The organism is Paracoccus sp. (in: a-proteobacteria) (assembly GCF_030604785.1).
In the GTDB taxonomy this organism is placed as follows: domain Bacteria; phylum Pseudomonadota; class Alphaproteobacteria; order Rhodobacterales; family Rhodobacteraceae; genus Paracoccus.
In genome coordinates, this window is record NZ_JAUVVF010000033.1 from 13,055 (window position 1) to 39,572 (window position 26,518).

General features: G+C 67.7%; 23 protein-coding genes, 1 tRNA gene and 1 riboswitch. Of the genes, 14 read left to right on the forward strand and 10 right to left on the reverse strand.

The features are described 5' to 3' along the window. Positions 1-23 precede the first annotated feature (23 nt). Entirely contained in the window at positions 24-116 is a 93-nt protein-coding gene (gene pqqA, locus QAR72_RS11400) for a pyrroloquinoline quinone precursor peptide PqqA (RefSeq protein ID WP_042250260.1), read from the reverse strand. 536 nt (positions 117-652) lie between these two features. Here pqqA and QAR72_RS11405 point away from each other — a divergent pair. The 11 genes from QAR72_RS11405 (at position 653) to QAR72_RS11455 (ending at position 13,705) form a co-directional block, all read left to right on the forward strand. Beyond that, positions 653-2,008: an ABC transporter substrate-binding protein gene (locus QAR72_RS11405; protein WP_304617500.1), complete on the forward strand. Its 1,356-nt coding sequence runs from the start codon at positions 653-655 to the stop codon at positions 2,006-2,008. A gap of 106 nt (positions 2,009-2,114) precedes the next feature. Beyond that, positions 2,115-3,107, forward strand: a complete 993-nt coding sequence (locus QAR72_RS11410) for a carbohydrate ABC transporter permease (RefSeq protein ID WP_304617501.1) — start codon at positions 2,115-2,117, stop codon at positions 3,105-3,107. Continuing rightward, positions 3,107-4,240: a carbohydrate ABC transporter permease gene (locus QAR72_RS11415; RefSeq protein WP_304617502.1), complete on the forward strand. Its 1,134-nt coding sequence runs from the start codon at positions 3,107-3,109 to the stop codon at positions 4,238-4,240. Before QAR72_RS11410 ends, QAR72_RS11415 begins: the two co-directional genes overlap by 1 nt. Then, positions 4,237-5,778, forward strand: a complete 1,542-nt coding sequence (locus QAR72_RS11420) for an alpha-amylase family glycosyl hydrolase (protein ID WP_304617503.1) — start codon at positions 4,237-4,239, stop codon at positions 5,776-5,778. The genes QAR72_RS11415 and QAR72_RS11420 overlap by 4 nt, the downstream gene beginning before the upstream one ends. Before the next feature lie 11 nt (positions 5,779-5,789). Next, positions 5,790-7,010 (forward strand): ABC transporter ATP-binding protein, encoded by a 1,221-nt coding sequence (locus QAR72_RS11425; RefSeq protein WP_304617504.1) that lies wholly within the window; start codon positions 5,790-5,792, stop codon positions 7,008-7,010. A gap of 70 nt (positions 7,011-7,080) precedes the next feature. Next, positions 7,081-8,052, forward strand: coding sequence for a helix-turn-helix domain-containing protein (locus QAR72_RS11430; protein ID WP_304617505.1), 972 nt, complete (start codon positions 7,081-7,083; stop codon positions 8,050-8,052). Positions 8,053-8,165: 113 nt separating this feature from the next. Further along, positions 8,166-9,692 carry an aldehyde dehydrogenase gene (gene adh, locus QAR72_RS11435; protein WP_304617506.1) on the forward strand — a complete coding sequence of 509 codons (1,527 nt, stop codon included), beginning with the start codon at positions 8,166-8,168 and terminating at the stop codon, positions 9,690-9,692. A 94-nt stretch (positions 9,693-9,786) separates the two neighbouring features. After that, entirely contained in the window at positions 9,787-10,866 is a 1,080-nt protein-coding gene (locus QAR72_RS11440) for a DNA topoisomerase IB (protein WP_304617507.1), read from the forward strand. Further along, the gene (locus QAR72_RS11445; protein ID WP_304617508.1) at positions 10,841-11,170 is read left to right on the forward strand and encodes a DUF779 domain-containing protein; all 330 of its coding nucleotides are present in this window, start codon (positions 10,841-10,843) and stop codon (positions 11,168-11,170) included. Before QAR72_RS11440 ends, QAR72_RS11445 begins: the two co-directional genes overlap by 26 nt. Before the next feature lie 78 nt (positions 11,171-11,248). Continuing rightward, a complete protein-coding gene (gene argC / locus QAR72_RS11450; RefSeq protein ID WP_304617509.1) occupies positions 11,249-12,166 on the forward strand; it encodes an N-acetyl-gamma-glutamyl-phosphate reductase in 918 nt (305 codons plus the stop codon). A gap of 408 nt (positions 12,167-12,574) precedes the next feature. Further along, positions 12,575-13,705, forward strand: a complete 1,131-nt coding sequence (locus tag QAR72_RS11455; protein ID WP_304617510.1) for a calcium-binding protein — start codon at positions 12,575-12,577, stop codon at positions 13,703-13,705. Between the two features lie 252 nt (positions 13,706-13,957). Here the strand turns inward: QAR72_RS11455 and QAR72_RS11460 are convergent. The 4 genes from QAR72_RS11460 to gcvT form a co-directional block, all read right to left on the reverse strand. Then, positions 13,958-14,033, reverse strand: a tRNA-Ala gene (locus QAR72_RS11460). Positions 14,034-14,094: 61 nt separating this feature from the next. Then, positions 14,095-16,929 carry an aminomethyl-transferring glycine dehydrogenase gene (gene gcvP, locus QAR72_RS11465; RefSeq protein WP_304617511.1) on the reverse strand — a complete coding sequence of 945 codons (2,835 nt, stop codon included), beginning with the start codon at positions 16,927-16,929 and terminating at the stop codon, positions 14,095-14,097. A gap of 139 nt (positions 16,930-17,068) precedes the next feature. After that, positions 17,069-17,425 carry a glycine cleavage system protein GcvH gene (gene gcvH, locus QAR72_RS11470; RefSeq protein ID WP_304617521.1) on the reverse strand — a complete coding sequence of 119 codons (357 nt, stop codon included), beginning with the start codon at positions 17,423-17,425 and terminating at the stop codon, positions 17,069-17,071. 12 nt (positions 17,426-17,437) lie between these two features. After that, positions 17,438-18,544, reverse strand: a complete 1,107-nt coding sequence (gene gcvT, locus QAR72_RS11475) for a glycine cleavage system aminomethyltransferase GcvT (RefSeq protein ID WP_304617512.1) — start codon at positions 18,542-18,544, stop codon at positions 17,438-17,440. Positions 18,545-18,687: 143 nt separating this feature from the next. Further along, positions 18,688-18,778: riboswitch (glycine riboswitch) on the reverse strand. A 146-nt stretch (positions 18,779-18,924) separates the two neighbouring features. On the opposite strand from gcvT, the gene QAR72_RS11480 reads away from it, so the two are divergent. Continuing rightward, complete coding sequence (locus tag QAR72_RS11480) at positions 18,925-20,598, forward strand: hypothetical protein (protein WP_304617513.1); 1,674 nt, start codon at positions 18,925-18,927, stop codon at positions 20,596-20,598. Positions 20,599-20,602: 4 nt separating this feature from the next. Here QAR72_RS11480 and QAR72_RS11485 read toward each other — a convergent pair whose 3' ends face one another. The 5 genes from QAR72_RS11485 to fliK form a co-directional block, all read right to left on the reverse strand. After that, on the reverse strand, positions 20,603-21,682 hold the full coding sequence (locus tag QAR72_RS11485) for an ABC transporter ATP-binding protein (protein WP_304617514.1): 1,080 nt from the start codon (positions 21,680-21,682) through the stop codon (positions 20,603-20,605). A 79-nt stretch (positions 21,683-21,761) separates the two neighbouring features. Then, positions 21,762-22,541, reverse strand: coding sequence for an SDR family oxidoreductase (locus tag QAR72_RS11490; protein WP_304617515.1), 780 nt, complete (start codon positions 22,539-22,541; stop codon positions 21,762-21,764). Between the two features lie 242 nt (positions 22,542-22,783). Continuing rightward, entirely contained in the window at positions 22,784-23,467 is a 684-nt protein-coding gene (rpe, locus tag QAR72_RS11495) for a ribulose-phosphate 3-epimerase (protein WP_304617516.1), read from the reverse strand. A 71-nt stretch (positions 23,468-23,538) separates the two neighbouring features. After that, the gene (locus QAR72_RS11500; RefSeq protein WP_304617517.1) at positions 23,539-24,192 is read right to left on the reverse strand and encodes a flagellar hook capping FlgD N-terminal domain-containing protein; all 654 of its coding nucleotides are present in this window, start codon (positions 24,190-24,192) and stop codon (positions 23,539-23,541) included. Positions 24,193-24,201: 9 nt separating this feature from the next. Continuing rightward, positions 24,202-25,671, reverse strand: coding sequence for a flagellar hook-length control protein FliK (gene fliK, locus QAR72_RS11505; RefSeq protein WP_304617518.1), 1,470 nt, complete (start codon positions 25,669-25,671; stop codon positions 24,202-24,204). A gap of 107 nt (positions 25,672-25,778) precedes the next feature. Here fliK and QAR72_RS11510 point away from each other — a divergent pair, with 107 nt between their 5' ends. Together QAR72_RS11510 and QAR72_RS11515 are read left to right on the forward strand one after the other, a co-directional pair. After that, positions 25,779-26,039 (forward strand): flagellar biosynthesis protein FlgJ, encoded by a 261-nt coding sequence (locus QAR72_RS11510; protein ID WP_304617519.1) that lies wholly within the window; start codon positions 25,779-25,781, stop codon positions 26,037-26,039. Next, positions 26,036-26,344, forward strand: a complete 309-nt coding sequence (locus tag QAR72_RS11515; protein ID WP_304617520.1) for a hypothetical protein — start codon at positions 26,036-26,038, stop codon at positions 26,342-26,344. The genes QAR72_RS11510 and QAR72_RS11515 overlap by 4 nt, the downstream gene beginning before the upstream one ends. The last annotated feature ends 174 nt before the right edge of the window (positions 26,345-26,518 follow it).

The following is a 26,518-nucleotide window of genomic DNA, read 5'->3' on the forward strand; positions in this document are numbered from 1 at the left end:
TTTCAGATGCCGGTGAAGAGGGTTCAGAACAGAACCGGTTCGTCCTCGGCCGGTGCGTACATGTTGATTTCCATGCCGCACGCGATTTCCGTCAGAATGGGCTTCGTCCAGGCCATGTTGATCCTCCTGTCATAGCCGTCGCGCCAGGTGGCGACCGTGCCTGAGTGTAGGGCGCGACGATGCCGAATCAACAGGACAAAGGTCTGATTGTTCCGCTTTCGCCATGCGCGATCCCGTGGGGATGCCGTGCATATGTCCGTGTGAATGCGTCGCAGAGGGGCCACGGCGCGCTTGCCCGGGCGCCTGACCGGGTAGAGGATGAAGCAAGCGAATCACCGCCCCTGCGGCGCGGCCCCCGTGCAGCCGCCCGTTCCGGAAGGGGCCGAACCGGGTGTTATTGAAAGCGCTTTCGGGCGAGTTTACCCGACGCGCCTGCGGCGGATCGCGCGATTGCCGCAGGTCAGGAAACTTGCCAAAGCGTTGAAGACAATGAAAGATGGCCGGGATGTCTGTGCCGTGACGCGCCGGCTTGCTCCGGGGCCAGCATGCACTGAAATCCAATGCCACTGAGAAGCGTTTGACAGACGCATTCCGAATTGACATTTGCTAGCGTTAACGGGCCTCGCGGCCGCGTTCATCTTGGGAGGATGACTTGACGAACAAACTCTTCACCACCGCCGCCGTCATCGCGCTGCTGGCCGGGGCCGCCCAGGCCCAGCTGGTGATCGAACCGGGCAGCGATGACCGCATCAACTGGCAGAGCCTCGAGGATTTCGCCGCGGCGCATGGCGACCTGTCGGGCCAGAGCTTCAACATCATGGGGCCGTGGCTGGGCGGCGACCAGGAGCTGTTCCAGTCGGTGATCGCCTATTTCAACGACGCGACCGGGGCTCAGGCGAACTATTCGGGATCGGACAGCTTCGAGCAGCAGATCGTGATCGATGCCGAGGCCGGATCGCCCCCTGATGTCGCGGTCTTCCCGCAGCCGGGCCTTGCGGCCGATCTGGCCGAGCGCGGCCATCTGCGCCCGCTTGGCGAAAAGACCGCCGCATGGCTGCGCGAGAACTACGCCGCCGGCGAAAGCTGGGAGGCGCTTGGCACCTATGCCGGGCAGGACGGCGAGAACGCGCTTTTCGCCTTTCCCTACAAGGCCGACGTGAAGTCGCTGGTCTGGTTCGTCCCCGAGAATTTCGAGGATGCGGGCTATGAGATCCCCACCACCTATGAGGAACTGCGCGCCCTGACCGAGCAGATGGCCGAGGATGGCGAGACGCCCTGGTGCATCGGCCTGGGTTCGGGCGGCGCGACCGGCTGGCCGGCGACCGACTGGGTCGAGGACCTGATGCTGCGCACCGCCTCGCCCGAGGATTACGACCGCTGGACCACCAACGAGATGCCGTTCAACGACTCCATCGTCGTGAACGCGATCGAGGAATTCGGCTGGTTCGCCAAGAACCCCGATTTCGTCGCGGGCGGCGTGGGCGCGGTGACGGCGACCGATTTCCGCGAAAGCCCGAACGGCCTCTTTGCCAGCCCTCCGGCCTGCTACATGCACCGTCAGGCCAGCTTCATCCCGACCTTCTTCCCCGAAGGCACGGTGATCGGCGAGGATGCGGACTTCTTCTATTTCCCGGCGCCCGAAGCGGGTGATCTGGGCCAGCCGGTGCTGGGCGGCGGCACGATGTTCGCGGTGATGTCGGACAATCCGGCGGCCATGGCCTTCATCGAGTTCCTCAAGACGCCCGCCGCGCACGAGATCTGGATGGCGCAGCGCGGCTTCCTGACGCCGCATACCGGCGCCAACCCGGATGCCTATGGCGACGACACGCTGCGCCGGATGGGCCAGATCCTGCTGGACGCCACGGTGTTCCGCTTTGACGGGTCCGACCTGATGCCGGGCGCGATCGGCGCGGGCGCCTTCTGGACGGGCATGGTCGATTTCGTCGGCGGCGCCTCGGCGCAGCAGGTGGCCGACCAGATCCAGCAGACCTGGTCCTCGCTGAACTGAGGACAAATGCGCCGCGGCGGGTCGGGGGGCCCGCCGCGGCGGCAGCGACGTCACGGGGCAAGATCGCGGGCGCCTGATCGCCGGGTCCGACAAGGGGGTAATTGGGATGGAGCTTTTCTGGCTGGCGATCAGCACGATCGTCATCGGCGTCTTCGGATGCGTCGCGTGGTTCTGGGGCTCGAACTGGGTGCTGGACCGGATCTATCCGGCGCGCGGCCCGCAGGCCGGGGACAACATCCGCAAGGCGAACCAGATCCGACCCTGGCTGTTCCTGGGACCGGCGATCCTGTTTCTGACCATGTATCTTGTCTATCCGGTGATCGACAGCTTCTGGCGGTCGCTGCACAACGCCAATGGCAGCCGCTTCGTGGGCGGGGCCAATTACACCTGGCTGGCGGCCGATGCCAAATTCCGCGAATCCATGGTCAACAACATGCTGTGGCTGCTGGTCGTCCCGGCGCTGTCCACGCTGTTCGGCCTGTTGGCGGCGCAGCTGACCGACCGGCTGAAATGGGGCAATATCGGCAAATCGCTGATCTTCATGCCGATGGCGATCAGCTTCGTCGGCGCGGGCGTGATCTGGAAGTTCATCTATGAATACCGCGCCTCGGGCGAGACGCAGATCGGCCTGCTGAACTGGATCGTCACGCAATTGGGGGGCGAGCCGCAGATCTGGCTGACCATTCCGGGCTGGAACAGCTTCCTTCTGATGATCGTGCTGGTCTGGATCCAGACGGGCTTCGCCATGGTGATCCTGTCTGCCGCCCTTCGCGGCATCCCCGAAGAGACGATCGAGGCCGCGATCCTCGATGGCGCAAGCCCGCTGCAGGTCTTCTTCAAGATCAAGGTGCCGCAGATCATGGGCACGATCGCAGTGGTCTGGACGACCATCACCATCGTCGTCCTGAAGGTCTTTGACATCGTGTTCGTGATGACGAACGGCCAGTGGGGCACGCAGGTCCTGGCGAACTTCATGTATGACTGGTCCTTCCGGGCCAACGATGCCGGGCGCGGCTCGGCAGTGGCGATCGTGCTGATGCTGCTGGTGACGCCGATCATGATCTGGAACATCTACAACGCCCGCAAGGAGGTCCGCTGATGGAGGGGATGGCCGGACAGAAATCCTCGCTGACCTGGGCGGTCAACATCGCCGCCTTCCTTCTGGTCCTGCTGTGGACGATCCCGACGCTTGGCCTGTTCGTGTCGTCGTTCCGCGACCGCGACCAGATCGCGGGCTCGGGCTGGTGGCAGAGCTTCTCGGCCAGCGAGCAGACCGGCTTCATCCGGTCGGGAACGGCGGCGGATCAGGTGCAGGACGGCCCGCTTTACGTGATCGAGGGTCAGGCCGTGGCCGAGGGGCAGCGCCTGCTGGCCTGGGGCACGGGTCCGCGCAACCCCTCGCAATACCAGCCCGGCGAGACGGCCGATCTGGGCGATGGCGCGACCCTGACCGTGGCCGAGGACGGCAGTTACCGCATGACCTCGCCCCAGCCGTTCGAGATGACGCGCGGCGACCGGATCTTCGTCACGACCTCGGCGCCCCCCAGCTTCACGACCCAGAACTACCAGCGCGTGCTGACCGCCGAAGGGCTGGGCCGGGCCTTCATGAACACCATGACGGTGACGATCCCGGCCACCGTCATCCCGATCCTGATCGCGGCCTTCGCGGCCTATGCGCTGGCCTGGATGCAGTTTCCGGGACGCGCGCTTCTGACGGCCGCCGTGGTCGGCCTGCTGGTCGTGCCCCTGCAGGTCGCCCTGATCCCGCTTCTGCGCCTGCATAACGAGATCGGACTGGGCAAGGGCTATCTGGGCATCTGGCTGGCGCATACCGGGTTCGGCCTGCCGCTGGCGATCTATCTTCTCAGGAACTACATGGTCGGATTGCCGCGCGAGGTGATCGAGAGCGCCCGCGTCGATGGCGCGACCGAGTTCCAGATCTTCCGGCGCATCATCCTGCCGCTGTCCTTTCCGGCCTTGGCCAGCTTTGCGATCTTCCAGTTCCTGTGGGTCTGGAACGACCTGCTGGTGGCAACGGTCTTTCTGGGCAACACGCGCGAGCAGCTGGTGATGACGGGGCTCCTGCGCGAACTCATGGGCTCGCGCGGAGGTGAATGGGAGATCCTTGCAACCTCGGCCTTCATCTCGATAGCCGTGCCGTTGCTCGTGTTCTTCGCGATGCAGAAATACCTGGTCCGCGGTCTGCTGGCCGGGTCCGTGAAAGGTGGATGAACTTGACTGAACAGACTGCGGATTGGTGGAAGGGCGGCGTGATCTATCAGATCTATCCGCGCAGCTTCCAGGACACGACGGGCAGCGGCACCGGCGATCTGGCCGGCATCGCGCAGCGCCTGCCCTATGTCGCGTCCCTTGGCGTGGACGCGATCTGGATCTCGCCCTTCTTCACCTCTCCGATGAAGGATTTCGGCTACGATGTCAGCGATTACTGCGGCATCGACCCGATGTTCGGCACGCCCGAGGATTTCGACTGGCTGATCGAACGCGCCCATGAGCTGGGCCTGAAGGTGCTGATCGACCTGGTGCTGTCGCATACCTCGGACCAGCATCCCTGGTTCAAGGAAAGCCGCTCCAGCCGCGACAACGCCAAGGCCGACTGGTATGTCTGGGCCGACCCCAAGCCGGACGGCACGCCGCCGAACAACTGGCTGTCGATCTTCGGCGGCAGCGCCTGGCAATGGGATGCCCGGCGCGAGCAGTACTACCTGCACAACTTCCTGACTGCGCAGCCGGACCTGAACTTCCACAATCCTGCCGTGCAGAACGCGCTGCTGGAGGTCGCGAAGTTCTGGCTGGAAAAGGGCGTGGACGGTTTCCGGCTGGACACGATCAACTTCTATTTCCACGACCAGCAGCTGCGCGACAACCCGCCCCTGCCGCCGGAACTGCGCAAGTCCGACACCGCGCCTGCGGTGAACCCCTACAACCACCAGAGCCACCGCTACAGCAAGTCCCAGCCCGAGAACCTGGCCTTTCTGGAGCGCTTCCGCCAGACGATCGAGCCCTTCGGCGCCGTCGTCGTGGGCGAGATCGGCGACAGCGAGCGCGGGCTGGAACTGCTCGAGGAATACACCGGCGTTCCGGGCCGGGTGCAGATGTCCTATGTGTTCGACTTTCTCGCGGGCGAGGATCTGCCCGCAGGCTCGGTCGTGGGGGTCTTCGACCGCCTGCACCAGATCGCGCCGAATTCCTGGCCCTGCTGGGCGATGTCGAACCATGACGTCGTGCGCCATATCAGCCGCTGGAACCTGACCGAGCAGGCCGCCAAGGCCTATGCGACGGTGCTGATCTGCCTCAAGGGTTCGGTCTGCCTTTACCAAGGCGAAGAGCTGGGCCTGCCCGAGGCCGAGATCGAGTTCGAGGATCTGCGCGATCCCTACGGGATCGAGTTCTGGCCCGAATTCAAGGGCCGCGACGGCTGCCGGACGCCGATGGTCTGGGACATGGGCGTGAATGGCGGCTTCTCGACCTCGAAGCCGTGGCTGCCGGTGCCGCACACGCATCTGCAGCGCACCGTGGTCGCGCAAGAGGCCGACGCGCAATCCATGCTGCACCATTACCGCTGGGCGATCGGTCTGCGCCGCAAGCACAGCGCGCTGCGCCGGGGCAACATGACGGACATGCATGCCGAGGGGCCGGTCCTGTCGTTCCGGCGCACCGACGACACGCAAAGCCTGCTGATCCGCGCCAATCTGTCGGATCAGGAAGCCGGGGGCCTGAACCCCTGGCAGGTTCAGATCATCGAGGGGTAAGGGGGGAAACCATGGCAGACCTGAAGCTGACCGACGTTGCCAAGGCCTATGGCGATGTGAAGGTGCTGAGCAATATCGACCTCGATATCCGCTCTGGCGAATTCATCGTTTTCGTCGGTCCTTCGGGCTGCGGCAAGTCCACCCTGCTGCGGATGATCGCGGGGCTGGAACAGATCACCGGCGGCACGCTGCAGATCGACGGGCAGGTGATGAACGACATCCCGCCCAGCCAGCGCGGCATCGCGATGGTGTTCCAGTCCTACGCGCTCTATCCGCACATGACGGTGCGCGACAACATGGCCTTTGCCCTCAAGATCGCGGGCAAGTCCAGAGACGAGATCCGCGAGGCGACCGAGCGCGCAGGCAAGATGCTGCAACTGACGCCCTATCTGGACCGTCTGCCCAAGGCGCTGTCGGGCGGGCAGCGCCAGCGCGTCGCCATCGGGCGCGCCATCGTGCGCGACCCCAAGGTCTATCTGTTCGACGAGCCGCTGTCGAACCTCGACGCGGCGCTGCGGGTCGCGACGCGGATCGAGATCGCGCAGCTCAAGGCCTCGATGCCCGATCGCACGATGATCTACGTCACCCATGACCAGACCGAGGCCATGACCCTGGCCGACCGGATCGTGGTTCTGGCCGGCGGCGGCATCGCGCAGGTCGGCGCGCCGCTGGAACTTTACGAGCGGCCCATCAACGAATTCGTCGCCCAGTTCATCGGTAGCCCGGCGATGAACCTGTTGCCCGGCCGCGTGACCCGCGCGGGCGAGATGACGCAGGTGACGCTGGACAGCGGCCTGACCGCCGAAGTGGCCATCCCGACCCGCCCCGGTGACGAGGGCATGGTCGTCAATCTGGGCGTCCGCCCCGAGGACATGGTCGAGACCGATCACGCCCCCCTCTTCGAGGGCAAGGTCGATCTGACCGAGGCTCTGGGCGAGGTGACGCTGCTCTATTTCGGAACCAATGCCGAGACCGCGCCGATCACCGCCAAGCTGCCCGGCATCCATCCCGGCCTGACCGGGCGCAACGTGCGTCTGGCCGCCGATCCGCAGGCGCTGCACCTTTTCCATCAGGGACAGTCGCTTCTTTACCGCGACGGTGTCGAATTGCCGCCCTATCAGCCGCGGCGCGTCGCGCCTTCGGGCAGCATGGGCGGGACCGCGCGGCATTCCGCACCGGGCGGCGACGGCATCGTCGAGGGTGTCATCAAGCCGCAGGGTCCGGTCCGCTAGGCCGGACCGCGACCAAAGTCGTGAATTGCGCGGTGGCGAATCTGCGCTAACCTCCTGCCAAGGAGGAGCCATGACACAGCGAAGCCACGCGGACCTCGTGGCCGAGCAGTCGCAGTCGAAATCCGCGACCTCGGCCCTTGCGGCATCCTGGCGCCGTTCGATGATGAAGCACGGGTTGGACCCGTCGGACCGCCGCCGTCCCGACCGGCTGTCGGATGCCGAGATCGCGCAGCGCCGGGGCCAGATGCAGGTCTTTCTGGACGTCGCCGCGCCACAGCTGGACCAGCTTTACACGCTGGTCTGCCTGTCGGGCTGCAATGTCCTTCTGACCGATGCGCAGGGCATCGTGCTGGACCAGCGCGTCGCCGACGGCGATGCCGCGCAGTTCCGCGACTGGGGGCTCTGGACCGGCAATGACTGGTCCGAGGCCGCTCAGGGCACGAACGGCATCGGCACCTGCCTGGCCGAGGGCCGGCAGGTCACGATCCACCGCGACGAACATTTTCACACCCGCAACACGGCGATGTCCTGCATGGACGCGCCGATCTGGGGGCCGGACGGCCGCCTGGCCGCCGCGCTGGATGTCAGCAGCGCCCGCGCCGACCAGACCGAACGCTACAACCGCCTGATCGCCGCGCAGGTCGCCCAGACCGCCCGCGCGATCGAGACGATGTTCTTCCGCGCCAGCTTTCCCGAGGCCCGCATCGTCGTCGCGGCCTCGGACGCCGCCGATCAGGCGGTTCTGCTGGCGGTGGACAAGGACGATCTGGCCATCGGCGCGACCCGCGCCGCCCGTCGCATCCTGGGACTGGAACGCGAGGGCGCGATCAGGCCGCGCCCCGCCGCCGACCTGCTGGGGCGGCAGGACGACCTGACCGGCTTCGACAAGGCCGAGCGGGCCGCCGTGATGCGTGCCCTGGCGCGCGCGGACGGCAATGTCAGCCGGGCCGCCCGCGCGCTTGGGGTGGGCCGCGCCACGCTTTATCGCCGCATGACCCGGCTGGGCATCGCGGAAAGGGACGCAAGACTGTCTCACCACTGAGACAGGTCACGCGCTGCGGCAAGCGGGGGCGATTGCCGCGAATCTGCCCGCCCCCCAAAGTGAAGGCATAGCCCGGATGGGGAGATCCGGGCGACGTATCAGAGGAGGATATCATGCCGAACGATCAGACCCATGAATTCAAGGGCGTGGGCGTAATGCCCTTTGCCAGCCGCTACGACAACTTCATCGGCGGCAAGTGGACTGCGCCCCAATCGGGCCAGTATTTCGTGAACACCACGCCGATCACCGGCGGCAGCATCGGCGAGATCGCGCGCTCGAACGCGGCCGATATCGAGGCCGCGCTGGACGCTGCCCATGCCGCCAAGGATGCCTGGGGCCGCACCTCGACCACCGAGCGGTCGAACATCCTGCTGAAGATCGCCGACCGGATGGAGGCCAATCTGCAGCTTCTGGCGACCGCCGAGACCTGGGACAACGGCAAGCCGATCCGCGAGACCATGGCCGCCGACCTGCCGCTGGCCATCGACCATTTCCGTTACTTCGCGGGCGTCCTGCGCGCGCAGGAGGGCGGCATTTCGGAAATCGACCACGACACGATCGCCTATCACTTCCACGAGCCCCTGGGCGTCGTCGGCCAGATCATCCCGTGGAACTTCCCGCTGCTGATGGCCTGCTGGAAACTGGCCCCCGCGCTGGCCGCCGGCAACTGCATTGTGCTGAAGCCCGCCGAACAGACCCCCGCCGGGATCATGGTCTTCGTGGACCTGATCGCCGACCTTCTGCCGCCGGGCGTGCTGAACGTGGTGAACGGCTTCGGCCTCGAGGCGGGCAAGCCCCTGGCCTCGAACCCGCGCATCGCCAAGATCGCCTTCACCGGGGAAACCACCACCGGCCGGCTGATCATGCAATATGCGTCGGAAAACCTGATTCCGGTCACGCTGGAACTGGGCGGCAAGTCGCCGAACATCTTCTTCGAGGATGTCTGCCGCGAGGATGACGACTTCTTCGACAAGGCGATCGAGGGCTTCGTGATGTTCGCTCTGAACCAGGGCGAGGTCTGCACCTGCCCGTCGCGCGCGCTGATCCACGAAAAGATCTACGACCGCTTCATGGACCGCGCGCTCAAGCGCGTGGCGGCCATCGTCCAAGGCGATCCCCGCGACAGCGCGACCATGATCGGCGCGCAGGCCTCGTCCGAGCAGAAAGAGAAGATCCTGTCCTACTTCGACATCGGCCGCCAGGAAGGCGCCGAGGTTCTGGCGGGCGGCGAAGCGGCCGATCACGGCGGCGAGCTGTCGGGCGGCTACTACATCAAGCCGACCGTGCTGAAGGGCCACAACAAGATGCGCGTCTTCCAAGAGGAGATCTTCGGCCCGGTCGTGTCCGTGACCACCTTCAAGGATGCCGACGAGGCGCTGTCGATCGCCAACGACACGCTTTATGGTCTGGGTGCGGGCGTGTGGTCGCGCGATGCGAATACCTGCTACCGCTTTGGCCGTGCGATCCAGGCGGGCCGCGTCTGGACGAACTGCTACCACGCCTATCCGGCCCATGCGGCCTTCGGCGGCTACAAGCAGTCGGGCATCGGGCGCGAAAACCACCGCATGATGCTGGACCACTACCAGCAGACCAAGAACATGCTGGTCAGCTACAGCCCCAAGAAGCTGGGCTTCTTCTGATCCGACGCCAAGGGGCGGTCCGTCATTCGGGCCGCCCTGTGGCAACCGCCCGCGCCTCTGCCGCGTTTCCCCGCGACAGGCAGCCGGGCGCGACATGTCCCCATCCACCACGATCATCGACCCCGAGGATGCCGCCGAAAGCGCGGGTCTCCTCCATGTCAGCGACGACATGCCGGGCATCACCCGCCATCGGGCGGGCAAGGGCTTTTCCTATCGCGACGCGCGGGGCCGCACGATCCGCGACGCGGCCGAAAGACGGCGCATCGCGGCACTTGCCATTCCTCCGGCCTGGACCGAGGTCTGGATCTGCCCCGACCCGCGCGGCCATTTGCTGGCCACCGGGCGCGACGGGCGGGGGCGCAAGCAATACCGCTATCACCCCGATTTCCGCGAGGTCCGCGACAGTGCCAAATACGAACGCATGCTGGACTTCGCCCGCGCCCTGCCGCGCCTGCGCGCCCGCGTGGACAGCGATATGGGCCTGCGCGGCACGCCGCCCGAAAAGGTTCTGGCCACCATCGTCCATCTGCTGGAAAACACCATGATCCGCGTCGGCAATGACAGCTATGCGCGCGAGAACCGCTCGCACGGGCTGACGACGCTGCGGGGGCGCCATGTCCGCCTGACGGGCAGCAGCATGCGCTTCCGCTTTCGCGGCAAGGGCGGCAAGCAATGGGATCTGGGGCTGCGCGACCGGCGCGTCGCCCGCATCATCCGGCGCCTTCAGGATCTGCCCGGCCAGCACCTGTTCCAATATACCGACGACGAGGGCCAGATCCGGCCCGTCAGCTCGACCGAGGTGAACCTCTATCTGCGCGACGTGACCGGCAAGGCCATCACCGCCAAGGATTTCCGCACCTGGACCGGCACCGTCCTCGCCGCCCTGGCCTTGGCCGAAGCCGAGGCCGTCCAGGGCGATGCCGCGCGCCAGCGCAACATCCGCGACGCCATCGAATCCGTGGCGGCCCGGCTGGGCAACACGCCCGCGATCTGCCGGAAATGCTACGTTCATCCTGGCGTGATCGAGGCCTATCTTGCCGATGAGCTGAAGCTGGATCTGCGTCGCCGGATCGACGACAATCTGGACAAGCCGGGCCTGCGACCCGAGGAGCGGCAGGTCATGCGTCTTTTGAGGAGGAGACTGACCCATGAGCAAGGTGAGCGCGACACCTGAAGCCCTGAAGCTGATCGAGGAGATCGTGGCCGATCACGGCCCCGTCCTGTTCCACCAATCGGGCGGCTGCTGCGACGGCTCGTCGCCTATGTGCTATCCGCAGACCGATTTCCGCATCAGCGAACGCGACGTGAAGCTGGGCGAGATCGGCGGGGCGCCCTTCTACATCTCGGCCAGCCAATACGAGGCGTGGAAGCATACCGACCTGATCATCGACGTGGTGCCGGGGCGCGGGGGCATGTTCAGTCTGGATAACGGGCGGGAGAAGCGTTTCCTGACCCGGTCCGAGATCTGCAGCATCTGAACCCCTGCCTCCGGCCCGGCGTTGTGGCGCGCGCGGCTTTCCGCTAGGAAGGCTGCGTTCCGCAACGGGGGATGGCCCATGACCTACAGCGTCTTCATCGATGGCGAGGCCGGCACGACCGGTCTTCAGATCCGCGACCGGCTTCTGGGCCGCGCCGATATCCGTCTGGTGCAGGTCGATCCCGCCCGCCGGAAGGACCCCGAGGCAAGGCGCGAGGCCTTCGCCGCCGCCGATGTGGCGATCCTCTGCCTGCCCGACGAGGCCGCGCGCGAGGCCGTGGCTTTGTGCGCCGATCTGCCGACACGGATCATCGATGCCTCGACGGCGCATCGGGTCGATCCCGACTGGGTCTACGGCTTCGCCGAACTGGCCCCCGAGATGCGCGAGCGGATCGCCAGCGCGCGGCTGGTCAGCAATCCGGGCTGCTATTCGACCGGCGCCATCGCAATCCTGGCGCCGCTGATCGCGGCCGGCCTGGTCCAGCCCGACGAGGCGCTGTCGATCAACGCCGTCAGCGGCTATTCGGGCGGCGGCAAGGCGCTGATCGCCGAATACGAATCGGGCGAGGCACCCGCGCATTTCGTCTATGGGCTGAGCCAAGGCCACAAGCACATCCCCGAAATCATGCGCCAGACCGGCCTGACGCGCCGCCCGGTCTTTTCCCCCGCCGTGGGCAATTTCGCGCAGGGCATGGCGGTGCAATTGCCGTTGCACCTCGACCAGAACCGCAGCATCGGCGCGCTGCATCAGGCCCTGGCCGCCCATTATCATGGCCAGACCTTCATCCGCGTGTCGCCCGCCGAGGCGATCGGCGCACGTCTGGTGCCGACCGCACATAACGGGACGAACCTGCTGGAGATCAGCGTGCATGGCGACGACGCCGCGGGCTGCGCCACGGTGGTCGCGGTGCTGGACAATCTGGGCAAGGGCGCGTCCGGGGCGGCGGTGCAGAATCTCAACATCATGCTGGGTATCGACGAGGCCGCCAGCCTCTGAGCGACATCAGCCTTAGGCAGTCATTGACTGCCGAAAGGATGGGGGATTAAGACATTCGGGGGTATTCCCCGAATGTCTTCTCTTTTTCGCGAGGAATTCCCCATGGCGCTTATGCGCAGCGGCAAGAAGTTCGACTTGCTTTCGCTGGATTTGTCCCTTCCTTTCGTCAGCCTCTATAGAGGGGATCTGCGGGCGAACTCCTTCCTGGAGCACGATGGAACCGCTTACAGCGATTGGTATTTTGCTCCTTACCACCTCGGTTTTCGCGAGGTGGGGGTCGTGTCTTTCGGCGGCTCCGGCTTCGCCTTTCCCCCCAACCCGTCGGCGACAACAGGGCGTGTCAATGTTGTCTTCCAGATTACACCGCCTCTTTCCGTCATCCCGGACTGGGAAATCATTGGCCTCGACATGTCGCTTCGCGATTTGCGGCAGGCCGGCCTGACCCCGACGCTTGACGACGACCGCGCCCTGTTCCGCCAGGCCCTGTCCGGCAATGATTTCGTCCGGTTGAGCGATTTCGCCGATCGCATGCTGGGCTTCGATGGGAATGATACGATTGAGGGCGGCGGCGGCAACGACACGCTTCTGGGCGGTAACGGCAACGACAGCCTGCTGGGCGGCTGGGGGAATGACCATCTCGAAGGCGAGGACGGTAACGACACGCTGGTCGGCGACGACGGCAATGACAGACTTTTCGGCGGCGCTGGTAATGACCGCCTTCTGGGAGACCGGGGCAATGACCATCTCGAGGGCGGAACGGGCAATGACACGCTGATCGGCGGGGGGGGCAACGACACTCTGCTGGGCGGGCCCGGCATCGACCGCCTGCATCTGGACGATGGCGACGATGTGCTGCGTGGCGGCGATGGCAGCGACTGGCTTGTCGTGGGGACGCGCGGTGCGCGCGTCGATCTGGCGATCGGCGGGGCGCAGAATACCGGCTATGGCCGCGACGTGATCGCAGGCATTCCGAACATCCAGGGCGGTGCGGCCAACGACTCGCTGATGGGCAACGCGGCCGCGAACACGCTTCTGGGCGGGGGCGGCAATGACCGCCTGTTCGGGCGGCTCGGTGCCGACCGGCTCGAGGGCAATGCCGGCAACGACCTGCTGGATGGCGGTCTGGGCAATGACACGCTGCTGGGCGGCTTCGGCAGCGACACGCTGATCGGCGGGTCCGGCACCGACATCCTGACCGGGGGACCGGGGGCCGATGTCTTCGTGTTCCGCAGCCTTGGCGATACCAGCCGCGACGTCTCGCGGGCCGATGTGATCACCGACTTCCAGCGCGGCCTCGACCGGATCGACCTCCGCCAGATCGACGCCGATACCGGGCGGGCGGGCAATAACAGCTTCAGCTTCATCGGCACGGGGGATTTGTCGCGCGCGGGGCAGGTCTCCTACGAGCGCATCGACCGGCCGGGCACTCAGAACGACTTCACCCATGTCCTGCTGGATGTGGACGGCGACGGGCGCGCCGACGGGATCATCCGCCTGCAGGGCCTGCACAACCTGACGGCAAACGACTTCCTGCTGTAAGGCCAGACGGCGCTTGTCGTTCCCCTGCCGGAGCATCTGGCTGCGCTCGGGCGTCCGATTGAGCCCGTGATGATCAAACGCCTCGCTGTCCTCAGGAGCGGCGGGGCAGGAGCTGCGCGGCAACCGGGCGCGTCTTCTGCCGCAAGCTCAGCCGACATGCTCAAGCCGACTGGGCTTCAAGAGTTAAGGCGCTGACCAACGATATCCGCGCGCCATTGGCGGCGGAACGCATGATTGTTCTCAAAGGATAACTGGTGGAGCCGAGGGGAATCGAACCCCTGACCTCGTCATTGCGAACGACGCGCTCTACCAACTGAGCTACGACCCCACGTGTTCGCCGGTTTAATCGTCGCGGCGCCGATGTCAAGACGCCGCGACACCCAGCAGCCCTATTCCGCCGCCTGCGCGTAGCTTTCCAGCGGCGGACAGGTGCAGATCAGGTTCCGGTCGCCATGGGCATTGTCCACCCGCCCGACCGGAGGCCAGTACTTGTCCACCCGGAACGCCCCCGGAGGGAAACAGCCCTGCTCGCGCGAATAGGGGCGGTCCCAGCCGCGGACCAGATCCTCGACCGTGTGGGGCGCGTGGCGCAGCGGGCTCTGGTCCGCCGCGATGCGGCCCTCGGCGACGTCGGTGATCTCGTCCCGGATCGCCAGCAGCGCCGTGACGAAGCGGTCGATCTCGGCCTTTGTCTCGCTCTCGGTCGGCTCGACCATCAGCGTGCCGCTGACCGGCCAGCTCATCGTCGGCGCATGGAAGCCGTTGTCGATCAGCCGCTTGGCGATGTCGTCCACGGTCACGCCATGAGCCGCGAAGGGGCGCGTGTCGATGATGCATTCATGCGCGACCCGGCCGCGATTGCCCATGAACAGGATCGGATAGGCCCCCGCCAGCCGGCTGGCAATGTAGTTGGCGTTCAGGATCGCCACCCGCGTCGCCTGCGTCAGCCCCTCGCCGCCCATCATCAGGCAATAGGCCCACGAGATCAGCAGGATCGAGGCCGACCCGTAGGGCGCCGCCGAGACCGCGCCCTCACCGGTGCGCGGATCGCCGGGCAGGAAGGGCGCCAGATGCGCCTTGACCCCGATCGGCCCCATGCCGGGCCCGCCTCCGCCATGCGGGATGGCAAAGGTCTTGTGCAGGTTCAGGTGGCTCACATCGCCCCCGATCTCGCCCGGTTTCACCAGGCCCACCAGCGCGTTCATGTTCGCGCCGTCGATATAGACCTGCCCGCCATGCTTGTGCGTGATCTCGCAGACCTGCCGCACGGTGTCCTCAAACACGCCATGGGTCGAGGGATAGGTGATCATCACCGCCGCCAGCCGGTCGCCCGCCTTGGTGGCCTTGTCGGCGAAATCCTCGAGGTCGATGTCCCCGTTCGGCGCCGATTTCACCACGACCACCTGCATCCCGCACATCTGGGCGCTGGCCGGGTTCGTGCCATGGGCCGAGACCGGAATCAGGCAGATGTCGCGATCCTCGCCCCGCGCCTTGTGATAGGCTTGGATCGTCAGAAGCCCCGCATATTCGCCCTGCGCGCCGCTGTTGGGCTGCATCGAGAACGCGTCATAGCCGGTGATGCGGCAAAGCTTCTCGGTCAGGTCGGCGATGGCCTCGTGATAGCCCGCCGCCTGATCATGGGGCGCAAAGGGGTGCAGCGCGCCGAATTCGGGCCAGGTGATCGGCATCATCTCGGCCGCGGCGTTCAGCTTCATCGTGCAGGATCCAAGCGGGATCATCGCCCGGTCCAGCGCCAGATCCCGGTCCGACAGGCGGCGCATGTAGCGCATCATCTCGGATTCGGCACGGTTCATGTGAAAGACCGGATGGGTCAGATAATCGCTTTCGCGCAGCAGATCGTCCGGGATCGCGGGCGCGCTGGCCGCCGCCGCCGGGTCGGTGATGCCGAAGGCGTCCAGCAGGCGGGCGATCACGCCGGCATCGGTCGTCTCGTCCACGCTGATGCCCACGCGGTCGCGGCCCACGCGGCGCAGGTTGATGCCGCGCTGCTCGGCGGCGGCCAAGATGCCCGCCTGACCGACGCCCACCTTGACCGTGATCGTGTCGAAGAACGCCTCGGGCGCGACCTCGGCCCCGGCCGCCCGCAGCGCATCGGCAATGGTCACGGCATGCAGATGCACCCGCTGCGCGATGGCGCGCAGACCGACCGGCCCGTGAAAGACCGCGTAGAACCCCGCCATGACGGCCAGCAGCGCCTGCGCGGTGCAGACATTGCTGGTCGCCTTCTCGCGGCGGATATGCTGCTCGCGCGTCTGCAGCGACAGGCGCAGCGCCTGCCGGCCGGCGGCGTCGATGCTGACCCCCACGATCCGGCCGGGCATCGCCCGCTTCAACTCGTCCCGGCAGGACATGAAGGCCGCATGCGGGCCGCCATAACCCATCGGCACGCCGAAACGCTGCGCGCTGCCCACGGCGATGTCGGCCCCCATCGCCCCCGGCTCCTTCAGCAGGCACAGGGCCAGCAGGTCCGTCGCAACGACCGCCAGCGCGCCCGCGGCATGCAGCGCCTCGATCTCGGGCGACAGGTCGCGGATATGGCCGTAGGTGCCCGGATACTGGAAGATCGCGCCGAAGACCTGATCGGCCACCAGATCATCGACCGAGCCCTTGAGGATCCGGATGCCCAGAGGCGCCGCCCGCGTCTCGATCACGCTGATCGTCTGCGGATGCAGGTCATGGGCGACGAAGAACGCATCGGCCTTGGACTTGGCCTGCCGCCGCGCCATGGCCATCGCCTCGGCCGCCGCCGTCGCCTCGTCCAGCAGGCTGGCATTGGCCACCGGCAGCCCGGTCAGGTCCGCCACCATGGTCTGGAAGTTCAACAGCGCCTCAAGCCGCCCCTGCGCGATCTCGGGCTGATAGGGCGTATAGGCCGTATACCAGGCCGGGTTCTCCAGGATGTTGCGCTGGATCGCGGGCGGCGTGACCGTGCCGTAATACCCCTGACCGATCAGGCTGGTCATCACGCGGTTCTTCGCGGCAACCTCGCGCATCCGCGCGATCAGCCCGGCCTCCGACAGGGCGGGCCAGTCCAGCCGGTCATCCTGCCGGATCGCGGCGGGCACGGTCTGCTCGATCAGCTGATCCAGACTGTCGGCGCCGACGGCCTTCAGCATCTCGGCCATCTCGGCCGGGGACGGCCCGATATGGCGGCGGTTGGCGAAATCGTCGGGGTTGTAGTCGGTCGCGGTCCAGCGGCTCATCACGCCTCCATCGGGGCGCGCGGCCCCCTCTTCTTCGTTGTCCAAATACCCTGGGGGTCCGGGGGTGAAACCCCCGGCGCCCGCCGGGCCGAAGCCCGGCAGATCTGTCGTCGCCAGGCGCGACGGCCCGGAAAAGGCCTCAGCCGATCAGAGCCTGATAGGCCGCCTCGTCCATGAAGCCCTCCATCGCACCGGTGTCCGCCGGCCTGATGCGGAAGAACCAGGCCGCCATCGGATCGCCGTTCACGTCGCCGGGGCTGTCGGCCAGCGCGCCGTTCACCGCCGTGATGACCCCCGCCACCGGCGCCACGATGTCCGAGGCCGCCTTCACGCTCTCGATCACAACGATCTCGTCGCCCGCCTCGACCTCGCGGCCCTCTTCGGGCAGTTCGATGAAGACCACGTCGCCCAGCTGGTCGCTGGCATGCCGGGTGACGCCCACGACGATCTCGTCGCCCTCGGCGCGCAGCCATTCATGGTCTTCGGTATATTTCAACATGACAGAACCTCAGCGTTTGTAGGAAGGCGTGACAAAGGGCAGGGGGCAGACGGTGACGGGCAGGCGCTTGCCGCGCAGTTCTGCCTCGATCACGGCGCCGTCGGGAATGTCGGCGGGGATGCGTGCCATGGCGACCGGCCCGCCGACCGAGGGTCCGAAGCCCCCCGAACTGACCGTCCCGATCGCGCGCCCCTCGGCGTCGAACAGCGCCACCCCCTCGCGGATCGGCGCGCGCCCCTCGGGGCGCAGGCCGCGGCGGATGCCGCCGGCAGCCTCCAGAACGCGCGCGGCGCCCGGAAAACCGCCCGCCCGCGCACCGCCCGGTCGGCGGATCTTGGGGATGGACCAGGCCAGACCGGCCTCGGCCGGGGTCACGCCCGCATCCATGTCATGCCCGTAAAGCGGCATCCCGGCCTCCAGCCGCAGGCTGTCGCGGGCGCCCAGGCCGATGGGCGCCACCTCGGGCTGGTCCAGCAGCGCGCGGGCGAAGGCCTCCAGCCGCTCGGCAGGCACCGAAATCTCGAACCCGTCCTCGCCCGTATAGCCCGAACGCGAGATCCACAGCGCGACCCCGTCCCAGTCATGCACCTGGCTGTCCATGAAGCGCATCGCGGTGACGCCCGGAACCAGCCGTGCCAGCACGGCCTCGGCCTCGGGGCCTTGCAGCGCCAGCAGGCCGCGATCCGTGACCGGCGTGACGGTCACGTCGTCCAGCCCCTGCAGATGCGCGATGTCCTGTTCCGCGCAGGCCGCGTTCACGACCAGCAGGAAGTGATCGCCCCGGTTGGCGAACATCAGATCGTCCAGAATCCCGCCCGCATCGTTCGTGAACAGGCCGTAGCGCTGCCGCCCCTCGGGCAGGCCAAGCACATCGGCAGGGATCAGGCTTTCCAGCGCCAAAGCGGCGGTCTCGAGCCGGCCGTCCTTCGGCGCGACCAGAACCTGACCCATATGGCTGACATCGAAGAGGCCCGCTTGGCCGCGGCTGTGCAGATGCTCGGCCATGACGCCCATCGGATACTGGACCGGCATCTCCCAGCCGGCGAAGGGCACCATCCGGGCGCCCAGTTCGACATGCAGATCGTAAAGTCCGGTCCGGCGACTCGTCTCGGCCATCAGGCCCTCCTGCGAAACAGCCGGACAGCCGGCATCGGTTGAACGGGAAAACCCGCGCCTCGATGCCCCCTCTGTCCCTGCCCGAAACGGGCGCCTGAGATCGTTATCCCTTCGGCGGGTCTTGCGACCACTCTCCAGAGTTCTTGCGGAAAGCGGTCCTTTCGCCTGAGAGCTTGCCGGGGCGGCTTCTCCTTCGGCCCCGGCACGCGTGCCGGTGTCTCCCGAATTCCGACCCCACCCCTAGCCGCAGCCCGCGCGCAAGGCAAGCGTCTTGTCGCTTGCGTGCCCCGAAACGCCGTTTTTGGACGTCGGGCTGCCGCTCTGGTTGACACCCCGACCCGCCGCGCGCCAAGGTCGCCCCGCGCAAGGACAGGCCCGGAATGCAGCCCAAATTCTTCCAGATCGGCTTCAACAAATGCGGCACGACCTTCATCGCGCGGCTCTTCGACATGAATGCGATCCCGGCCGCCCATTGGCTGGAAGGCGCCTTGGCCGAGGATATCGCCTATGCCAAGCTGACCGGCGCGCGGCCCCTGGCGCGCTGGGCCGACCGGGTGACGGCCTTCACCGACATGGAATCGGCGCGCTTCCTGAACATGCCCATCATCGAGGCGTTCAAGGATTACGCCTTCCTTGACGCGCATTATCCGGGCGCGGTCTTCATGCTGAACACCCGCCGGGTCGAGGACTGGATCGCCAGCCGCTACCTGCATCGCGGCGGCGCCTATGCGCGCGGCCATGCGGCATGGCGCGGCGTGGCCCTGGGCGAACTGGCCGATCTCTGGGCAGAGGAATGGCAGGCGCATCTGACCGGCGCCCGGCAGCATTTCGCGGGCAGGCCCGAATTCATCGAGATCGACATCGACGAGGCCACCCCCGAGGATTACCGCCGCGCCCTCTCGCCCTGGTTCGACCTGCGGCGCATTCCCGACCTGCCCGGCGCGGGGGTGCGGCAGGCGCGCCTGCAGAACCTGCCCCGCGTGCGCGCAATGCTGGAAACACCGCTGCCCGGCGCCGGCTACACGCCCGCAAGCCGCCTGCGGCTGGCGCGGCGTCTGACCGCGCTGGCCGCCCCGGCGCGGCTGGGCCTGACCCGTGCGCCGCGCGCGCCCCATGAACAGGCGGTCTGCCTGGATCTCGACCGGGCCGAATTGCGGGGCGCCGATGGCCGCCTTCTGCCCCTGCGCCGGGGCCCCGACGGCTTCTATCTCGAGGCTCAGCGCCCCGGCCTTCTGCGCGTCGCCCCGGTGGCCAACGACATCGCCCAGATCGCCGATCGCGGCTGCTACTGGCTGGACATGCGCCCTTCGGGGTCGGACCTTCCGGCCGAGGCGCCGCTCTTGGCCTGCCTGCGCGCGCGGGGGGCCGAGAACGTGTATCTGTGGCCCGCGCCGTGGCTGCACCGGATCGGCAATGACGGCTTTCCCGGCGCGCCGCTGCCGCGCCGTCCGGCGCTGGCGGACCGGCCCGATCTGGCGGTCTGGCGCGGCAGGCTGTCGGGGCGCGGCGCCGATGGCCGCAGCGCGGAACAGGTCCTGAACGCGCTGGTCGGTGGCCATGCAGGTCCGCGTGCCCTGCGCGCGCTGACCGGGCTGTCGCGCTGGCGTCTGGCCTGCCTGGACCTGCCCGGCCTTGATGCCGCGATCCTGCCTGACGCGCGGCTGGAACAGGCGCTGTCCCATGCGCCCCTGACGCCGCCGCGCCTGGCCTCGGACCAGCCTGCCGGGCGCTACGCGATCAGTCTGGCCTCGACCGAAGGCGACAGCGACCTTCTGCCGCTGGTCCAGGACGAGGCCGTGGTCCTGGCCGAGGATGACGGCACCGAAAGCTTTGTCACCGGCCTCTTCCGCCCCTGGCGCCATATGATCCCGCTGAAGCAGGGCGCGGCCGATCTGCCCGAGAAGCTGGCCTGGGCCCGCGCCCATCCCGAAACCTGCGCGCAGATCTCGGCCCGCGCGCGCCGCCTTGCCGCCCGCCTGGCCGACCCCCGGGGCCGCCGCCTGCATCTGGCCCGTGTGATCGAGGCCTATCGCGCCGCCACGGGGCAGCTCTGACGGGCTATCCGCGCGGGAAGACGAAGCAGCGGTCGCGCCGCAGCATCAGCCACATCGGCGTGCCCGCAGGCGGCAGGAACACGCCCGGCACGGTCGCATTCAGCGCGATGCCGCTGTGTTCGGTCGCGAACTCGACCAGCGATTCGCGGCCCAGATAGCGGGCGCGCACCACCCGGGCCAGCGCCGCCTGCCCGTTCTCCGGCGTGGGCGCGGGCCCCTGACCGGCCCGGTCAAAGTCGATCCGCAGATGCTGGGGCCGGATCACGATATCGACCTCGCAGCCATCCGGCATCCCCGGCGTCAGGAATTGCCCAAAGGGCGTGTCGGTCAGCGCCCCCTGCACACGCCCCTGCAAGACGTTGATGTCGCTGAAGAACGCCGCCGCCTGACGGTCCACCGGCGCATTGTATAGATTGTAGGGCGCCCCCTGCTGCACGATCCGACCCGACCGCATCAGCAGGATCAGATCGGCCATCCGCATCGCCTCGTCGGGCTCGTGCGTGACCAGCAGGACGGCGGTGCCCTCTTCCTTCAGCAGGGCCAGCGTCTCGTCGCGGATGCCGTCGCGCAGACGCTCGTCCAGGCCGCTGAAGGGCTCGTCCATCAGCAGCACGCCCGGACGCGGCGCCAGCGCGCGGGCCAGCGCAACCCGCTGCTGCTCGCCGCCCGACAATTCGTGCGGATAGCTCTGCAGATGGCGCAGCATGTGCACCCGCTCCAGCAGCTCGACCACGCGGGCGCGGTTCGCCTTGAACCCGCCCTTGAGGCCAAAGGCCACGTTCTCGCTGACCGGCAGATGCGGGAACAGCGCGAAATCCTGAAACATCAGCCCGATGGCCCGCGCCTCGGGCGGCAGCCGCAGCTCGCCGTCGCAGACCACCCGGCCATCGACGAGGATGCGCCCGCGATCCTGCATGTCCACGCCCGCCACGATCCGCAGCGTGGTGGATTTCCCGCAGCCCGACGGGCCCAGCAGACAGGCGACCTGCCCGGCCTCGACCCGGAAGGACACGTCGTCCACGACGCGGCGCCCGTCAAAGGCGCGGGTCAGGTTCTGGACCTCCAGTCGGGCGGGCTGCGTCACGATCTGCCTGTCTTCTGGTCGGAGTGTTTCCGTCGGGTTTCTGCCCTAGCAGCGCCGCAACCGGGCCGCAACCGCCTGATCAGATCGTGAGATTCGTCGCACCGCCATCCAGCAGGATGTTCTGGCCCACGATGAAGCGCGCATGCTGGCTGCACAGGAATGCGCAGGTCGCGCCGAAATCCTCGGCCGTGCCATAGGCGCCCGCGGGGATCGTCGCCTTGCGCTGCGCCCGCGCCTCGTCCATCGAGATGCCCTGCGCCTGCGACACGCCGCGATCCAGCCCGTCGGCCCGATCGGTCGCGTGGATGCCCGGCAGCAGGTTGTTCACGTTGACGCCGTGGCGCGCGACCTGCCGCGACATGCCGGCGACAAAGCCGGTCAGCCCCGCACGCGCGCTGTTCGACAGGCCCAGGACCGGGATCGGCGCCCGCACCGATTGCGAGGTGATGTTGACGACCCGGCCCCAGCCGCGCTCCATCATGCCCGGCACCAGAGCCTGCATCAGCGCGACGGCCGACAGCATGTTGGCATCCAGCGCTCGGATGAAATCGTCGCGCGACCAGTCCTGCCAGTTGCCCGGAGGCGGCCCGCCCGCATTCGTCACCAGGATGTCGGCCTGGCCGAGGGCGTCCAGCACCGCCGCGCGGCCCGCCTCGGTCGTGATGTCGGCCGCGACCGGCGTGACTGCGACGCCATGCCGCGCCGCGATCTCCTCGGCGGTGCGGACGATGTCGGCCTCGGTCCGGCTGTTGATCACCAGATCGACCCCGGCCGCCGCCAGCGCCTCGGCGCAGCCGCGGCCCAGCCCCTTTGACGCGGCGCAGACCAGCCCGCGCTTGCCCCTGATCCCCAGATCCATCCTGTTCTCCCTGTTCGTCGCCCGGCAGCGAAGCCTCTGCCGGACGCAATGTCAAACCCCTTGCCGAAGGCGCGCGGGGCATCACCGTCTTTCCGAGCCCCGAGCCCCGCGCCCCGAGCCCCGAGCCCCGAGCCCCGAGCGTGCCGACCGATTGCCCGGCCGCCGCCCGCACAATGCCGCCCGTTCCGGCCGACCGCGCTGCCGCGCCCTGGCCGCGGTGGGGTTCCGCCTCGGGCCGTGCCTCAGCCCTCCGCGGCCTCGCGGATCGTACGGATATTGGCGCGGTAGATCTCGGGCCGGTCGACCGAGCCGCCCTTGAACACGGCCGAGCCCGCGACCAGCACATCGGCCCCGGCCTTCACCACCAGCGGTGCCGTGGCCGGATCGATGCCGCCATCGACCTGGATGTGGATCGGCCTGTCGCCGATCATGCCGCGCAGCCGCGCGATCTTGTCAATCTGCGAATGGATGAACTTCTGCCCGCCAAAGCCCGGATTGACCGTCATCACCAGCACCATGTCGCACAGGTCCAGCAGGCAGGACACGGCCTCGACCGGCGTGCCGGGATTCAGCGCGATCCCGGCCTTCTTGCCGGTCGCGCGGATCGCCTGCAGGGTGCGGTGCGGATGGGGGCCGGCCTCGACATGCGCGGTGATCATGTCGGCGCCCGCCTCGGCATAGGCCTCGATATAGGGATCGACCGGTGCGATCATCAGATGGACGTCCATGAAGCTGCGGACATGCGGCCGGAACGCCTTGACCGCTGGCGGGCCAAAGGTGAGGTTCGGCACGAAATGCCCGTCCATCACGTCCACATGGACCCAATCGGCGCCCTGATCCTCGATGGCGCGGATCTCGGCGCCGAAATTGGCGAAGTCGGCGGAAAGGATCGACGGCGCGATCCGGATCTTTCGGTCGAAGCTCATGGCGGCCTCCTCTCTGGCTGCGACGGGGCCTGCCCGCTTGCGCGGCCTGCGTCAAGACCGGACGCGTCCAGTCACGGCGGCGCGCGCAGGGCCGTCACCTCGCTGGCCGGGGCAGAGCCGCCGCCCTGAAAGATCAGCCGCGTCCCGTCGGCGCCGAACGTCGCCTCGGTGATCAGCCCGTAGGCGCCGACTTTCGTCTCGGCGACCAGGCGGCCGTCGCGGCGGCTTTCCAGGGTGAAGCTGTATTGCCCGTCGGGCAACCGCGTTCCGTCGTCGCGCTGGCCGGTCCAGTCCACCTGTCCGCTGCCCGGCCCGATCTCGGTCCGGTCGATCACCACGCCGGTGCCGCTGCGCGTCACCAGCTGCACGCTGTCGGCCGAGGGGTCCGGCGCGATGTCCAGCGTCACCGGCCGGCCCGAGAACCAGACCGGCGCCGTGGTCCGCGCCTCTTTGCCGATCCAGGCAGCGAAGTTCCCCCCGCCCGAGGCCCCCGCCATCTGCGCCAGCAGCTTGTTGGTGTGGGCCTGCTGCTCGACCCCGGCAAAGGTGGCCAGCTGGACGGCGAAATCCGCGCCCTGCATCGGGTTCAGCGGGTCTTGGTTGCGCAGCTGCGCGGTCAGCATGCGCAGAAAGGTCTCGAAATCCGCGCCCGAGGCCGCGCCCGAGAAGCCCGCGCTGCCCGAGCCCGCTGTCGCGGCGCCATTGCCGACGGCTGAAACATCCATGCCGGTCTCCTATAGCCTGATGTCGATTCGGTGCCCCGCGAAGCGCCCGGCCTGATGGACGATGGCGGCGGGCGACGGCGTCAGCGCGCTTCCCCCCTCGGCGCCTTCCGGCGGGGCCGCGTCGCGCACGAGGTGCCGGGGCCCGGGCGGCGGGCCGTCGCGGAAGGACAGCGCGCTCCCGTCCAGCCCCGCATCGCGCAGTTCGGCCCCCAGCTGATCGGCGTTGCGGCGCAACAGATCCAGCGTCTCGGGTCGTTCCGCCATGATCACGATCACCGGCCTGTCCTGCCCGCTGACCGATATGCTGACCCGCCCAAGCTCGTCGGGGGACAGCGCGATCTCGGTCACGCCCTCGAAGGTCGTCACCTGCATCGCCCTGCCCGCCGGTGGCGGAGCCAGCGCGGCAACGATCTGGCGCGCAACCGGCTGGGTCTGCGCCAGGCCTTCCCGCGAGATCGGGATGTCAGCGATGGGCGAGGGGTCATGGCGGACCGCGACGCTCTCCGACCCCGCCCCGATGGCCGGGCCTGCGGTCAGGTCCGGCGTCGGCAACCCGCCGCCCGCCTCGGCGCGACGCTGCGAAATACCCTCTGCCGGCAGGCTGTCCGGCATTACGGTCGCTTCGGCAGCCTCAAGGCGTCCGGCCCCTGTCTCCATCGCGACGGACCGCGCCCCGGCATCCTGCGGCATCGTGCGCCCCCGGGTCGGTCGCTCGCCGGGCGCATCGGTCCTGATCGCGGTGGCCTCTGACGCGGGGGACTCACGCGCGGTGAGGGGGCGAGGCGATCCTGCCCGCTCGGTCGGCGCCGGTGGCGCGGAATCATCGACGGCGGTGCGCGCGCCTTCCGCCGGGGGGGCCACCGTCTTCTCGGGCGCCTGGGGCTTGGACTGCGTGACCGATTCCCCCGGTTGCGCAAGGGCGTTTTCTATCCGCGCATCCGGTCGGATCGTCACCTCTGCCGACGCGGCGGGATTAAACGTCGCGTCCGGCGGCAGCACGGCCTGCAGCGGCACGCCCTCTGGCCGTTCCGTGCGCCCGCCCGCATCATCCATGGCCGCAGGCAGATCGTGCCGCGCGGTCGTCCCCGGCAACCCGTCACTGTCCGCATCGACCCGCGCCTGCTGCGGCGCGACCCGCGCGCTGAGGCCCGCCTGCCGCTCCAGCCAGGCCTCCAGTGGATCGGGGGCGGGCGCTGCACCGCTTACCGCAGCCGCCGAATCGTCCGCCGGCGCATTGCCCTCATCCGGCAGGCGTTGCGACAGGGGTTCAGGCGCTGCATCCCCCGGCGCCGCGTCCCCGTGGACCAAAGCCCCCGGCACCAAGGCGTCCAAACTCTCTGGCTCTGGCGCGCGGGCATCGGGCGGCAGCAGCGCCGCCTCGATCAGCGCGAAAACAGTGCCCTCGCCATCGACCCCGTCACGGAGCCGCGCTCCTTCCAAGGGGCGTGCGGGGCCGATGGGGCCGGTCAATTCGATCATCGCATCCGATCCTTCTTTGGGGCCGTTATAATGCGGAATCCTTACTTATTATTTACCGCCCGGCTTTAGGCTTCATTCTGTCCCGAATTGTCAGGAGAATATGAATCATGATCGAAATATCTGCGATAAAGGCGGCTGAAGCGGCACCGCGATCCGGCGGAGGCATCGATGCCGCAAAGCAGCTTGAACAGGCGTTTCTCGAGGAAATGCTGAAATATTGCGGACCGGGGCCGATGTCGGGGGCCTTTTCCGGCGGCGCAGGCGAGGATCACTTCGGCAGCTTCCTGACGCGTGAACATGCCGCGATCCTGTCGCGCCAGGTCGATCTGGGCTTTGACCGCTTCCTCCGGCAGGGAACCGCCGCATGAGCCCGGCAAGACGAATCGCCGGGATCAAGGCCGCGATCCTGACGGGCGACGCCGAAACGGCGCAGAAAGGCCTGGATCTTCTGGAAAAGACACTGGCGGCGGGCGTTTCGGTCGACCAGCGCCCGATGCTCGAATCCGCCCTGACCGAGCTGCGCGCGCTGGCCGAGGCCTCGCTGCGCGGAGCAAGACAGGCGGCCGAGGATCTGCGCGACATCATCCTGTCGGCCCAGTCGCTGCAGACCTATGACGATGCGGGGCGCCGCCGCAGCGCCACCACGCTTGCGCCGATGCCGCAGCGGTTTTGATAAAATGCTCGGGGAACTGTGTTTGAGCGAAGGGGGGTAATTCACTACTTGTCAATCACCGGCGGTTAAACCGGTCACATGCCGAAAAGGCGGGGGAAACCCCTGGGTCAGAAGGCCGAAGATGCAAACCCGGGCGCAAAGCGCCCCTTTCAATCGGAGGACAACATGTCCAGC